The 12,990-nt window shown below is 70.0% G+C and carries 15 protein-coding genes and 1 tRNA gene; 3 read left to right on the forward strand and 13 right to left on the reverse strand.

Annotated elements, in window-relative coordinates:
* Positions 1 to 13 precede the first annotated feature (13 nt).
* Positions 14 to 790 carry a TetR/AcrR family transcriptional regulator gene (locus tag ACFQVC_RS17895; protein WP_381831428.1) on the forward strand — a complete coding sequence of 259 codons (777 nt, stop codon included), beginning with the start codon at positions 14 to 16 and terminating at the stop codon, positions 788 to 790.
* Positions 791 to 922: 132 nt separating this feature from the next.
* On the opposite strand, the gene ACFQVC_RS17900 is transcribed toward ACFQVC_RS17895, so the two are convergent.
* The 4 genes from ACFQVC_RS17900 to ACFQVC_RS17915 form a co-directional block, all read right to left on the reverse strand.
* Positions 923 to 1,390, reverse strand: coding sequence for a PPOX class F420-dependent oxidoreductase (locus ACFQVC_RS17900; protein ID WP_381831429.1), 468 nt, complete (start codon positions 1,388 to 1,390; stop codon positions 923 to 925).
* 144 nt (positions 1,391 to 1,534) lie between these two features.
* Positions 1,535 to 2,356 carry a YceI family protein gene (locus ACFQVC_RS17905; RefSeq protein ID WP_381831430.1) on the reverse strand — a complete coding sequence of 274 codons (822 nt, stop codon included), beginning with the start codon at positions 2,354 to 2,356 and terminating at the stop codon, positions 1,535 to 1,537.
* Between the two features lie 146 nt (positions 2,357 to 2,502).
* Positions 2,503 to 4,929, reverse strand: a complete 2,427-nt coding sequence (locus tag ACFQVC_RS17910) for an MFS transporter (protein ID WP_465270595.1) — start codon at positions 4,927 to 4,929, stop codon at positions 2,503 to 2,505.
* Between the two features lie 106 nt (positions 4,930 to 5,035).
* The gene (locus tag ACFQVC_RS17915; RefSeq protein ID WP_381831432.1) at positions 5,036 to 5,509 is read right to left on the reverse strand and encodes a MarR family winged helix-turn-helix transcriptional regulator; all 474 of its coding nucleotides are present in this window, start codon (positions 5,507 to 5,509) and stop codon (positions 5,036 to 5,038) included.
* Between the two features lie 187 nt (positions 5,510 to 5,696).
* Here ACFQVC_RS17915 and ACFQVC_RS17920 point away from each other — a divergent pair, with 187 nt between their 5' ends.
* Positions 5,697 to 5,927, forward strand: coding sequence for a hypothetical protein (locus ACFQVC_RS17920; RefSeq protein ID WP_381831433.1), 231 nt, complete (start codon positions 5,697 to 5,699; stop codon positions 5,925 to 5,927).
* A 135-nt stretch (positions 5,928 to 6,062) separates the two neighbouring features.
* Here ACFQVC_RS17920 and ACFQVC_RS17925 read toward each other — a convergent pair whose 3' ends face one another.
* From ACFQVC_RS17925 to ACFQVC_RS17960, 8 genes are all read right to left on the reverse strand, one after another.
* Positions 6,063 to 6,710, reverse strand: coding sequence for a hypothetical protein (locus tag ACFQVC_RS17925; RefSeq protein ID WP_381831434.1), 648 nt, complete (start codon positions 6,708 to 6,710; stop codon positions 6,063 to 6,065).
* 217 nt (positions 6,711 to 6,927) lie between these two features.
* Complete coding sequence (locus ACFQVC_RS17930; protein ID WP_381831435.1) at positions 6,928 to 7,773, reverse strand: RNA polymerase sigma factor SigF; 846 nt, start codon at positions 7,771 to 7,773, stop codon at positions 6,928 to 6,930.
* A gap of 382 nt (positions 7,774 to 8,155) precedes the next feature.
* Positions 8,156 to 8,995, reverse strand: a complete 840-nt coding sequence (locus ACFQVC_RS17935) for an RNA polymerase sigma factor SigF (protein ID WP_381831436.1) — start codon at positions 8,993 to 8,995, stop codon at positions 8,156 to 8,158.
* A gap of 208 nt (positions 8,996 to 9,203) precedes the next feature.
* A complete protein-coding gene (locus ACFQVC_RS17940) occupies positions 9,204 to 9,368 on the reverse strand; it encodes a hypothetical protein (RefSeq protein ID WP_381831437.1) in 165 nt (54 codons plus the stop codon).
* A gap of 528 nt (positions 9,369 to 9,896) precedes the next feature.
* Positions 9,897 to 9,981: transfer RNA gene (locus tag ACFQVC_RS17945), tRNA-Ser, on the reverse strand.
* A gap of 78 nt (positions 9,982 to 10,059) precedes the next feature.
* Complete coding sequence (tadA, locus tag ACFQVC_RS17950; RefSeq protein WP_381831483.1) at positions 10,060 to 10,488, reverse strand: tRNA adenosine(34) deaminase TadA; 429 nt, start codon at positions 10,486 to 10,488, stop codon at positions 10,060 to 10,062.
* A 58-nt stretch (positions 10,489 to 10,546) separates the two neighbouring features.
* A complete protein-coding gene (locus ACFQVC_RS17955) occupies positions 10,547 to 11,089 on the reverse strand; it encodes a tRNA adenosine deaminase-associated protein (protein WP_381831484.1) in 543 nt (180 codons plus the stop codon).
* 174 nt (positions 11,090 to 11,263) lie between these two features.
* Positions 11,264 to 11,443, reverse strand: a complete 180-nt coding sequence (locus tag ACFQVC_RS17960; protein WP_381831438.1) for a hypothetical protein — start codon at positions 11,441 to 11,443, stop codon at positions 11,264 to 11,266.
* Between the two features lie 141 nt (positions 11,444 to 11,584).
* On the opposite strand from ACFQVC_RS17960, the gene upp reads away from it, so the two are divergent.
* The gene (upp, locus tag ACFQVC_RS17965; RefSeq protein ID WP_381831439.1) at positions 11,585 to 12,220 is read left to right on the forward strand and encodes a uracil phosphoribosyltransferase; all 636 of its coding nucleotides are present in this window, start codon (positions 11,585 to 11,587) and stop codon (positions 12,218 to 12,220) included.
* Between the two features lie 63 nt (positions 12,221 to 12,283).
* Here upp and ACFQVC_RS17970 read toward each other — a convergent pair whose 3' ends face one another.
* Positions 12,284 to 12,931 carry a LytR C-terminal domain-containing protein gene (locus ACFQVC_RS17970; RefSeq protein WP_381831440.1) on the reverse strand — a complete coding sequence of 216 codons (648 nt, stop codon included), beginning with the start codon at positions 12,929 to 12,931 and terminating at the stop codon, positions 12,284 to 12,286.
* Positions 12,932 to 12,990: the final 59 nt, after the last annotated feature.

The raw sequence follows: 12,990 nt of genomic DNA on the forward strand, positions 1-12,990 counted from the left end.
AGGAAGGTGCGCCATGGTGAGGGCAGCCGACCGCGCGAAGAACCCGGCGCGCTCCAGCGTCTGGCTGGAGGACAAGGCTGCGAAGGCGTCCAGCCGCAAGGCGGATCAGGCGGAGGGCCTCGACCGGGACCGGATCATCAGGACGGCGATCCAGCTCCTGGACGCCGAGGGCCTGGCGAAGCTCTCCATGCGCAGGATCGCCACCGAGCTGAACGTCACCGCGATGTCGCTCTACTGGTACGTGGACACCAAGGACGACATCCTCGAACTGGCCGTGGACGCGGTCTTCGGCGAGCTGTCCCTCGCGGACCCCGACGATGGCCGCGACTGGCGCGAGCAGCTGCGCGAGCTGGCCACGGCCTATCGGCAGGTGATGGTCGAGCACCCATGGGTGGCCACGATCATGAACGTGTATCTGAACATCGGCCCGAACTCCATGAACTTCGCACGGGCCGTGCAGAAGATCATCGCCAGCACGGGGCTGCCGCTGACGGCGCGCTCGGGCGCGACGGCGGCGGTCTTCCAGTTCGCCTATGGCTTCGCCACGATCGAGGGCCACTTCATCCAGCGCTGCGCCGCGTCGGGGATGACTCTTGACGAGTACTACAACGAGGCCATGGAGGCCTTCACAGGCGAGCCGAAGTTCGCGGAGCAGCTGGACGAGATCAAGGGCGCGATCCAGGCGCACGAGCAGATGACGGTGGCCGAGATCTGGGAAGGCGACTTCACCTTCGCCCTCGACCTGATGATCGCGGGCATCGAGGCGATGGTGGCCCGCGCCGCCGGCTGACCCCTCGTCCTGCGACTCCAGCGCCTACTGCGACTCCTGCGCCTACTGCGACTCCTGCGCCTACTGCGACTCCTGCGCCTACTGCGACTCCTGCGCCTACTGCGACTCCTGCGCCTACTGCTCCTCCAGCACCTACTGCTCCGCGAGCCGCGCCGGGAACCCGCCGGTGGCCACCGGGCCCCACCGCTCCGGAGTGATCCGGATGATCGACTTTCCCTGCTTCACCATGGCCGCGCGGTACTCGTCCCAGTCCGGGTGCTCACCGGAGATGTTGCGGAAGTACACGACGAGGGGCTCCACCGACTCCGGCGCGTCGAGCACCTCGGCGGCCCCGTCGATCTGCACCCAGGGCCCGTTCCACTCGTCACTCAGGACGATCACGCTGACCCGCGAGTCGCGCCGCGCGTTCCGCGTTTTGGCGCGCTCCGGATACGTGGACACCACGATCCGCCCCGAGTCGTCCACGCCACAGGTGAGCGGGGATGCCTGCGGGCTGCCGTCGGCCCGCCTGGTCAGCAGGACCGCACGATGGCGCGGCCGGACGAAATCCAGCAACTGGTCAAGGTCCACACGGGTGTTGGAAGCGATCTGAGGAGCCATGCCCGGCACCTTACGCCGCACCCGGCACCCCGGGCAGTGCCCACGCCGCACCCACCGGCCGCGGGCCCCGGGCAGTGCCCCACGCCGTATCCGCGGGCCCCGGGCAGTGCCCGACGCCGCATCCGCCGGCCCCGGAGGGAATCCTTACGCCGCACCCGGCAGCGCGTCCCCCTGTACCGCCTGGATGTCGAGCTCCACCTTCAGGGTCGTGCCGATCGCCGAGATCCCCGCCTGCAGCACCTGGTTGTAGTTCATCGCGAAGTCCTCGCGGCGCAGCTCGGCCGTGGCGTGGAAGGCGGCGCGCAGTCCGCCCCACGGGTCGGGCCCGGTGCCGAGGTAGGACAGCTCCAGATCCACCGGGCGTACGACACCGTGCAGTGCCAGCTCGCCGTGCACGGTCCAGCGGTCGGGGCCCGCGGCGGTGAGGCCCGTGCTGCGGTAGGTGATCTCCGGATTGCGCTCCACGTCGAGGAAGTCCGGCGACACCAGATGCTTGTCGCGCATGCCGTTGCCGGTGTCGATGGACGCCGCGTCGATCCGGGCCTCCACCCGGGAGTGCAGCGGGTCGTCGGCGATCTCGATCCGTCCGCCGAACTCCGTGAACCGGCCGTGCACGCTGGAGATCCCCAGGTGCCGGGCGACCGCGCCCACCGATGAGTGCGCCGGGTCGAGGGTCCAGACACCGGGCGGCGGCAGTTCGGCGCCGCCCTGCCGGGTGAGCGTCACGGCACCGAGGTCGGCGCGGCCGCTCGCGGAGACAAGGGCGGTGGCCGCGGCGGGCGCATAGCCGACGGCGGTGACGATCGCCGTGTAGGGGCCGGGCGCGAGGGAGTCGGCGCCGCGTACGACGCCCTCCTCGTCCGCCTCGGCGCGCAGCACCTGTGTGCCGCGCATATCGGTCAGGGTGACCACGGCGTGCTGCACGGCCCACCCGTCACGCGTACGAATCCGTGCGCTGAGTCCCACGTTCCACTCCTCGCCAAAAGCAAAGTCTGTGCCTGTGCAAAAGATGTGGGGCCCGGCGGGCCGTCCCCTGCCCGCCGGGCCCCCTTTTCCGCCGGCCGCCGCGCGCACCTCCGCTCGGAGCGGGCGTGGCGGCCGGAGCCGGTGAACTACGCGTCCGGGTGCGCGAGTTCGATGTCGTGGCCGTCCACGCCACGGCCGGAGACCGTGAGCGCCATGGCCGCCGGCGGGTAGCCGGTCGCCATCACCGTGTACTCGCCGCTGTCCAGGTCGGTGAAGGCGTACGCGCCGTCCTCACCGGTGGTCGAGGTGGCGACCACGTTCCCGGCGGCGTCCACCAGGGTGACCCGGGCGTCCCGCAGCGGTCCGCCCGCCGCGAGCACGGTGCCCTGCACCCGGGCGCCGGCCTGCAGGGCCACCTCGATCCGGGTGACGCCCTGGCCCGCCACGTCGACGGGGAGCGCGAGCGGGCGGTGGCCCTCGGCGTTCACGGCCAGGGTCACGGGGCCGGGCACGAGCTCGCCGAACGCGAACTCGCCCTGCTCACCGGTCTGTCCGGTGGCGAGCACATCGCCGCGCACATCGGTCACCACGACCATCGCGCCGACCACGGGCTTCGCGCCGTCCGCCGTGTGCACCACACCGGCAAGGCCGCTGGTGCCGCTGAGCAGCATGTCGTACGCGAGGGGCGTGTCACCGACGACGACGGTGGAGGCCTGCGGCTGGAACCCGTCCGCCGAGGCGATCAGCACATAGCTGCCGGCGCCGGGAGCGTCGAGGGCATAGCCCCCGTCGGCCTGGGCGATGGTCCGCCCCAGCTGCCGGCCGCCGAGCGAGATCAGCGTGACGGCGGCGCGGCCGACCGGAACGCCCTCGTTGCCGCGGACCACACCTCGTACCTGGATGCCGGACGTGCCCTGCACGATCGTCTGCGCCTCCTCGGGCGAATCGGAAACGGAAACGGAAGGAGCGGGAGCCGGGGCGGCGGTGGTCCCGGCGACCGCGGGAGCGGCGGCCGCGGGGGCGTCCGCCGCGGGGGCGTCCGCCGCGGGGGCGTCCGCAGTGGCCTGCGCCAGGGCGCCCTTGGTCTTCAGCGGCACTTCCTTGATGAACATCGTCAGGATGAAGGCGAGGAACGCCGCGGGTGCCGCGTACAGGAAGACATCGGCGACGCCGTGCCCGTAGGCGGTCTCCATCACGGTGCGCAGCGGCTCCGGGATCTTGTCCAGGTCGGGGATGCCGCCCCCGCCGGTGCCGCCGTGGCTCGCCGCGCCCGCGGCCTTCGGGCCGAGGTCGGCGATGCCGTCCTTGACGTAGGCGGTCACGCGGTTGGCCATCACGGCGCCGAGCGCGGAGACGCCGAGCGCACCGCCGAGCGACCGGAAGAAGGTGACGACGGAGCTGGCCGCGCCGAGGTCGCTCGGGTCGACCTGGTTCTGTGTGCAGAGCACGAGGTTCTGCATCATCATGCCGATGCCGAGACCCATCAGGGCCATGAAGATCGCGATGTGCCAGTACTCGGTGTCGTAGCGCATGGTGCCGAGCAGACCCATGCCCGCCGTCACCAGGAGACCGCCGGCGACCAGCCAGGCCTTCCACTTGCCGGTCTTGGTGATCACCTGACCCGACACGGTCGAGGAGATGAACAGGCCGCCGATCATCGGGATCGTCATGACGCCGGACATCGTCGGCGACTTGTCCCGGGCCAGCTGGAAGTACTGGCTGAAGAAGACGGTGCCGCTGAACATCGCGATACCGACGAAGAGCGAGGCGAACGAGGCCAGGGTGATCGTCTTGTTGCGGAAGAGCCGCAGCGGAATGATCGGCTCGGTGGCCTTGGACTCGACCAGGACGAAGAGCAGGCCGAGGACGACGGACCCGCCGACCATGGCGTACGTCTGCCACGACAGCCAGTCGTACTTGTCACCGGCGAAGGTCACCCAGACCAGGAGCAGCGAGACCGCGGCGGAGATGAAGAAGGCACCGCCCCAGTCGACCTTCACGTCCCGCTTGACGACGGGGAGCTTCAGGGTCTTCTGCAGCACGATCAGCGCGATCACCGCGAACGGCACACCGACGTAGAAGCACCAGCGCCAGCCCCAGTGGTCGGTGATGACACCGCCGAGCAGCGGGCCGCCGACCGTCGCGACCGCGAAGGTCGCACCGAGGTAGCCGCTGTAGCGGCCGCGCTCGCGCGGCGAGATCATCGCGGCCATCACGATCTGCGCGAGGGCGGAGAGACCGCCGACGCCGATGCCCTGGACGACCCGGCAGCCGATCAGCATGGCCGGGTTCTGCGAGAGCCCGGCCACGACCGAGCCCGCGACATAGATGACGAGGGCTATCTGTACGAGCAGCTTCTTGCTGAAGAGGTCGGCGAGCTTGCCCCACAGGGGAGTGGTCGCCGTCATCGCGAGCAGCGACGCGGTGACGACCCAGGTGTACGCGGACTGGCCGCCGCCCAGGTCGGAGATGATCTCGGGCAGAGCGTTGGAGACGATCGTCGACGACAGGATCGCGACGAACATGCCGAGCAGCAGGCCCGACAGTGCCTCCATGATCTGCCGGTGGCTCATGGGGGCGCCTGTCTGACCGGCACCTCCGCCGTGGCCGCCGTGCTTGGCGTGGCTGCCCCGCACACCGGCTGGTGTGGTCGTTGCCATGGACTTCCTTTTCTTGCTTCTACGCGGGTGTACGGGTCGGAGAGAGCGCGTGGCCACGGGCCTGACGGCAGTCGCCGAAGCTGCTGCGGAGCCGGCCGAGCAGAGTGCTCAGTTCCTGGACCTCGTCGTCCGACCAGTCCTGCAGGTAGTGGGCGAGCGCGTCCGTGTAACGGCTCGAGAGCTCCTCGAGCACCGCCTTGCCCGCGGGGTTGATCCGCAGGATCCGGGACCGCCGGTCGTCGGGGTCGGGGGACCGGTCGATCCAGCCGCGGTCCGTGACATGAGCGACATGACGGCTTGTCACCGACATGTCCACGGCGAGCAGTTCGGCGAGACGGCTCATCCGCATCTCTCCGTACTTGTCGACCAACAGCAGGACGGCGGCGGCACCGGCCGGGCACTCGGCGGGCAACGTGCGGGCGAGTTCCCTCTTCACGGCGCCGATGGCACTCAGCTGGCGGGCGAGTTCCTCGTACTGACGCTGTGCGGCCATGGCCACCCCCTCCTTATTGTTGCTTAGGGCAACCATAGAAGCGATTGGTTGCTGAAGGCAAATTGAAAAGGGACCAAGGCCCCTAAAAACCTGGCAATGGCCGAGCAAAGGGCAGACCTCCGCGACCTGCGATTTCCGGCCGCCCCGGGGTTGGGCGGGACCCCGCTATTCGCTAGGGTCCTGGCCCATGGCACACAACCCCCACGCGCCCCAGGGCCCCGAGGGCCAGCACGACCCCGCGGGCAGCACCCAGATGTTCCGCGCCTTCGTCGACGAGGGCGGTCGCCCGGAGGTGTCGGGTTCGGCCGCCGAGTCGGGCAAGTCGGGCAAGAAGACCCTGTGGATCACGCTTGCCGTCGTCCTCGTCGTGGCCTTCGCCATCCTGTCGATGCCGAACCGCCCGTGGACGATCTGGTGACGGTCGGCCACTCCTGAGCTTCTGACGCGACCGGCGGCTTCGGACGCCACCGGCAGCCTCTGACGCGACCGGGAGCCCTCTGACGCGACCGGCCCCGGGATCACATCGGGCCGCGGCCGAGGGCCTGGGCCTGGGTCAGTCCCACTTCACCGAGACGTCCTGCGTCTCGATGTGCATGCCGAGGGGTACGCGCCACGCGTCCACGCACACGTTCCAGGTCTCGCTCTCGGTCGCGCCGGGTCCGATCGGCGCCGGCAGCTTCCTGGTCGACTCGATGGTCGCCCAGTCGACACCGAGCGCGCCGATGATGTGCGTGCCGAGGGTGACCGTGCCCGAACGCACCGGCGTACCCCCGGTGTTGCGGAACTTCACGGTGACCTTCTCGCACCAGCGGTCCTCCATGGCCTTGCGCACCGGCTCGCCCACCAGGAGCTTGGCGGGACCTGCGGGGGCGCTGGAGCCGGGCGGCGCCGTGGGCGTGCCCGAACCCTCCGGTGCGGAACCCGAGCCGTCGCCGCCGGGGGACGTCTGGTCCGGTGAGCCCGAACTGCCCGAGCCCCCGGGGGAGTTCCCCTCCGCGGCGCCCGAGCCCGCTCCGGACGCGGGCCCCTGGGAGCCGTCCTGGCCCTGGGAGCCCTTGCCGCCCTTGCCGCCTTCGCGTCCCTTGCCGCCCGCCCCCGGGGCGCCGTCGTCCTCGCCCTCCAGGGGCACCATCTCGACCTTGCCGGTGGGCGCCACGGCGTGGCCCGGAGTCTTCTCCGGAGTGGCCCCCGCCGCACCCACCGCCACATAGCCGCCGGCCCCGGACGATCCGCTTCCGCAGGCGGCGAGTAGAACTGCGCCCAGACATACCGCAGTCGCCGATGCCGTCACTGCGGCGCCTCGGCGACTACGTATCCAAGCGGTACCGGCTCCAGTCATCGCGCCAGTGTGGCTGACGGTGCGTCAATTGGAAAGACCGTCAGCAACACCCGCGGCACAACAGGCCGTTGGTGGCGGTTCAGTCCGCGATCAGGCCTTCCCTGAGCGTCGCCAGGGTGCGGGTGAGCAGTCGCGAGACATGCATCTGGGAGATGCCGACCTCTTCGCCGATCTGTGACTGCGTCATGTTCGCGAAGAACCGCAGCATGATGATCTGGCGCTCGCGGGGCGGCAGTTTGGCGAGCAGCGGCTTCAGCGACTCGCGGTACTCCACGCCTTCGAGCGCGCTGTCCTCGTACCCGAGCCGGTCGGCGAGCGAGCCCTCGCCGCCGTCGTCCTCGGGGGCCGGGGAGTCGAGCGAGGAGGCGGTGTACGCATTGCCGACCGCGAGGCCGTCGACGACGTCCTCCTCCGAGACGCCGAGCACGGCGGCGAGTTCGGGCACGGTGGGCGAGCGGTCCAGCTTCTGCGCGAGCTCGTCGCTCGCCTTGGTCAGCGCGAGCCGCAGCTCCTGCAGCCGGCGCGGCACCCGCACCGACCAACTGGTGTCGCGGAAGAAGCGTTTGATCTCGCCCACGACCGTCGGCATCGCGAACGTCGGGAATTCCACGCCGCGTTCGCAGTCGAACCGGTCGATCGCCTTGATCAGGCCGATCGTGCCGACCTGGACGATGTCCTCCATCGGTTCGTTCCGGCTGCGGAAGCGTGCCGCCGCGTACCGCACCAGCGGGAGGTTGAGCTCGATGAGTGTGTCTCGTACGTAGGCACGCTCCGGGCTGTCCTCGGCGAGGGCGGCAAGGCGCAGGAACAGGGAGCGGGACAAGGTGCGGGTGTCGATGGCTGTCGAGTCTTCGTGACGGAGCACGTCATCTGGTGCGCTCTTCGTGAGCGTGAGCACCTTCGAGCTGCCCTGTTCTGCGGACATGCCACCCCCTTGAGGTTGCGGACGGTCGCGGTGGGCGCTCCCGTTTCTCAGGAACGCAGCCTCCACCTGAATACCGGTCATGGGGCCGCGGCAAACGCGGTTCCAGCAGAATGTCACATGTCGGCAACACGCTGTAGCGCCAAGTCGACAAATCTGCGCAGGAAAAGACCGGTCTGCGGCTTTTCTGTCGGCAAGAGCCCGAGTGGCACTCCACCCGTTACGGTGGCGCATCGCATCGGTGTACGGAACACCGAGGTACGGAAGTAGTCCCGAGTCATGCGTCGGCCGTGTACCGGAGTTGTACGCCGGTCGTGGTCCGCAGCCGTACGTCAGGTGTGGTCCGCGGCCGCCGGCGGCGGCCAGGCCTGTCCGCCGGCCGGGCTCACGCCTCGATGCGGTTCGCGGACCGGAGTCGCGCGAAGCTCCGGGCGAGCAGCCGTGACACATGCATCTGGGAGACGCCGAGTTCGGCGCTGATCTGCGACTGCGTCAGATTGCTGTAGTAGCGCAGGAGCAGGATCCGCTGTTCCCGCTCGGGCAGTTGGACCAGCAGATGCCGTACGAGATCGCGGTGCTCGACGCCGTCGAGCGCGGGGTCCTCGTAGCCGAGCCGGTCGAGCAGCCCCGGCAGCCCGTCGCCCTCCTGGGCCGCCTCCAACGACGTTGCGTGATAGGAGCGTCCGGCCTCGATGCAGGCCAGGACCTCCTCCTCGGAGATACGCAGCCGTTCGGCGATCTCGGAGGTCGTGGGCGAGCGGCCGAAGGCGGTGGTCAGGTCCTCGGTCGCACCGGTCACCTGGACCCACAGCTCGTGCAGCCGTCGCGGTACGTGCACGGTGCGGACGTTGTCGCGGAAGTAGCGCTTGATCTCGCCGACGACGGTGGGCATCGCGAAGGTGGGGAACTGGACGCCCCGCTCCGAGTCGAACCGGTCGATCGCGTTGATCAGGCCGATGGTGCCGACCTGGACGACGTCCTCCATCGGCTCGTTGCGGCTGCGGAAGCGCGCGGCCGCGTACCGCACCAGCGGCAGATTGGCTTCGATCAGCGCCGCCCGCACCCGGCCGTGCTCGGGGCTGCCCGGCTCCAGCTCCTTGAGCTGGGCGAACAGGACCTGGGTCAGCGCCCGGGTGTCCGCCCCCCGCTTCTTGGCGGGGGAGACGTCGACGGTCTCGGTCGCGACGTCCTGGGGCGGCACTTGAGGCGCAGTACTGGCCGGCACGGTCAACGCCACCCCTTTTCCGAAACGAACCCGTTCCAAGCGAACCGTTCCAAACGAACTGTTCCACTCATCCGTCAAAAGCGGTCATAGCATCACAAGACATGTGCACTGTGTGCAAGCACCGTATAACGCCGTGTTGAAGGCAAGTTGGGAGATAGCACGCAGATAAGCCCCCCACCGGTTCCGGTGAGGGGCCCTTTTCGCCGGGCTAATTGACGAGTTCGCTCATGAAGTTGCCGACGCCCTGAGCGGCGTCCGAGATGCCCTCGAAGCCCACTTGGACAAGGTCGGCGGAGCGCGCCGGGGACGTGATGATCGTGTACACCACGAAGACGATCACCGCGTATAGAGCGATCTTTTTCGCTTGCACCACGCTCCGGCCTCCCCTGCCTGTCCCACTGTCCCCGCGTGCAGTCGGGTGAGTCTATCCCGGCCCGCAGATCACGCCAGTGGCCGTGTGCCCCGCCCGCATCCGGCCCAGTGCTCCGCCCGGCGCCCGGACCCGCTCGCGGTGCTCACACAGCTTTTAAGGACCAACGACCTGCCCGCCGAGGTCCTTTGCCGGGTCGGCGGCTGCCCGCGGGGGAGCAGGATTGTTCTCGAGCCCGGCGGATCTGGCAGGAATTCGCAGGGCGAGGGACCCGGCTCTACTGCGGGGTTCACGTCGCGTGCTTCCCCCCTGACTGCGACGTGGACTTAAGAGCCTGGTCCTCATCGGGGGAAGCGGCTTGTCCCCCCGATGCCGCTTCCCCCGTCCTCTTCGAAGCGAAGGCCCCGGCACCTCACAGGTGCCGGGGCCTTCGTCGTCGTACGCCGCACAGGTCCGCGCAATGCGGCTCCTGGTCATGGAGAAGGGCCACGAAGAAGGGCCCCGACCGGAGTCGGGGCCCTTCTTCAAGAGCGGTAGCGGAGGGATTTGAACCCTCGGTGACTTGCGCCACACTCGCTTTCGAGGCGAGCTCCTTCGGCCGCTCGGACACGCTACCGAGAGAGAGCTTAGCCCAAAGGGGCCCGTGCTCTGAAATCGGTATCGACGGGCCGCCCGTCCGGGCCCCGAACGGGCCTCAGCGGTCCCGGAAGAAGCGGGTGAGCTGCTCGGCGCACTCGTCCGTGAGCACGCCGGTGATCACCTCCGGGCGGTGGTTGAGCCGGCGGTCGCGCACGAGGTCCCAGAGCGAGCCGGCGGCGCCCGCCTTCTCGTCCCGGGCGCCGTAGACGACCCGGTCCACACGGGACTGCACCAGGGCGCCCGCGCACATCGTGCAGGGTTCGAGCGTGACGACGAGCGTGCAGCCGGTCAGCCGCCACCGGCCGAGCTTCGCCGCGGCCCTGCGCAGGGCGAGGACCTCGGCGTGCGCGGTGGGGTCGGCGGTCGCCTCGCGTTCGTTGTGACCGGTGGCCAGGAGTTCGCCCTCAGGGGAGAGCACCACGGCGCCGACGGGGACATCGCCGCCCAGGGCGGCCTTGTCGGCCTCCTGGAGGGCGAGCCGCATCGGCGCCTGCCAGCGGTCGCGTACGGGATCGTTCACGGGTGGTTCTGCGCACTACTCACTAACGGACGGCCTCCAGGACCTCCGAGGCGCCCAGGGCGTCGGCGATCTCGTTCAGGGCGTCGGTGGTCAGGGACAGGAGCTCCTTCTCCGGGAGTCCGAGGTCGTCGAGGATCGCGGTGTCCCCGAGCGGCCCCGCGGGCACGGCGTCGTCCGTGTCCGTCTCGGCGTCGTCGTGCTCCGGCTCGCCGTCCTCGGTGCCGTCGAGGTCGACCAGCTCTTCCAGGTGTGCCGAGTCGTCCGACGAGCCCGGCTCGCGGCCGAGCAGTTCGTCGGTGAGCAGGATCTCGCCGTAACTGCTGCGGGACGCGGCGGCCGCGTCCGAGAGATAGATCCGCGGGTCCTCCTCGCCGTCCACGCGGACGACGCCGAACCAGGCGTCCTCCTGCTCGATGAACACGAGCACTGTTTCGTCGTCGGCCTCGCCGGACGCGGCCTCGCGGGCCAGGTCGGTGAGATCCGACAGGGTCTCCACATCGTCGAGCTCTGTATCGCTCGCTTCCCACCCGTCTTCGGTGCGCGCGAGCAGTGCGGCGAAGTACACCGTGACTCTCCCACTGGTCATAGGCGTGCCGGTTGGGGGTCCCCCCGGCGGAGGTTGTCGGGCGGAGAGCCGCGTTGTGCGCCCCGCCCATCGGAATCGTGGCAGAAACCAGGGCTCTGCGAGAGGTCTTCCGCCTGCTGTGTCTGCGGCGAGCCGCGCCGACGGCCCGCCGGACTACCAGCGGAACGTGCGCATACGCATCGCCTGACGCATCCGTGCCGCGCGCGCCTTGCGTGGTTTGACCCGGGCGCGGAGCTCCTTCGCCTCGTGCAGTTCCCGCAGGAACTGGGCGCGGCGGCGGCGACGCTCGGCGTCGGTCTCCGCTCGCTGCGGCCGCGCGTCACCGTCCGGCATCTGGCTCCACCACCCTGCCCAGTGGGGGTCGGTCCGTCCTCTCCACTTTCCCTCTGGTGGCGGGTTTGATGCGAGCCGGGGCGAAGGCGGGCGCGGTCGCGGCGGGGCGAGGGCCCGTGGGGCCCGGTTACTGTGGTGTCCATGCGGATCCACGTCGTCGACCACCCGCTGGTGGCGCACAAACTCACCACGCTGCGCGACAAGCGCACCGACTCCCCGACCTTCCGGCGCCTGGCCGACGAGCTGGTCACCCTGCTCGCGTACGAGGCCACCCGGGACGTGCGCACCGAGCAGGTCGACATCGAGACCCCGGTCGGCCCGACCACCGGCGTCAAGCTGGCCCGCCCGCGCCCGCTGGTCGTACCGATCCTGCGCGCCGGGCTCGGCATGCTCGACGGCATGGTGCGGCTGCTTCCGACCGCCGAGGTGGGCTTCCTCGGCATGGTGCGCAACGAGGAGACCCTGCAGGCCTCCACGTACGCGACGCGGATGCCCGAGGACCTCTCCGGGCGTCAGGTGTACGTCGTCGACCCGATGCTGGCCACCGGCGGCACCCTGGTCGCCGCGATCCAGGAGCTCATCAAGCGCGGTGCCGACGATGTGACGGCCGTCGTGCTGCTCGCGGCGCCCGAGGGCGTCGAGGTGATGGAGCGCGAGCTGGCCGGCGCCCCCGTGACGGTGCTCACGGCCGCGGTCGACGAGCGCCTCAACGAACAGGGCTTCATCGTCCCGGGCCTCGGCGACGCCGGCGACCGGATGTACGGCGCGGCGGAGTAGCGGGTTCCGTCAGGGTCCTGACTGCCACCCTGACTGCCCTGACCGGCTCCCCTGGGGAGGCCGTCAGCAGTTCTTGTTCTTCTCGTTCTTCGTGGCGGAGGGCGCGGGGGAGGGCTTGGCCAGATCGGCCAGGGCCTTCTCGGCGTCCTCCTTCTTCGTCAGGGACGCGAAGTCCTTGCCGAGGATGAGGTCGACCTCGGGGCCCTTGCGGTCGTCGGTCTGCCGCTCGGCACCGGCGAGCTGGGCGCCGAGCACCGGGAAGCCGCTGTCCGCCGCCGACTTGGCGCCGAGCAGTATCCCGGCGCCCTTGACCTTCTTGTCGAACTCCTTCGCCGCGTTGCCCACCTTGCCGATGGCGAAGCCGCGCTTCTTCAGCTCGTCGGCGGTCTCCTTGGCGAGGCCGCTGCGGGGCGTGGCGTTGAAGACATTGACCTTGATCTGGCCGGGCTTGGGCAGCGCCTTCGGGGGTGCGCTCGGGCTCGGGGCCGGCTTGCAGTCGGGTCCGTCCGCGGCGACGGTGCCCCGCTGCTCCTTGCCCGAGAAGATGTCGATCAGCTGCAGCGTGCCCCAGCCGAGCAGGCCGAGCGCCGCGACGGAGGCGATCAGTGCGAGCACGATCCGGCGCCGGCGCCGGTTACGGCGCATGCGCGGGTACTTGTCCCCCTTGATGCGGTACTGACCGCCCATGCCGGGGGGTGTGAGCATGCTCATGAGCGCAGCGTAGTGCGGCTCGGCGGCGCTGCCTACTAGATGATCAATGGGTGGCGCCC

The sequence above is a fragment of the Streptomyces monticola genome, assembly GCF_042665355.1.
Lineage (GTDB): Bacteria > Actinomycetota > Actinomycetes > Streptomycetales > Streptomycetaceae > Streptomyces > Streptomyces monticola.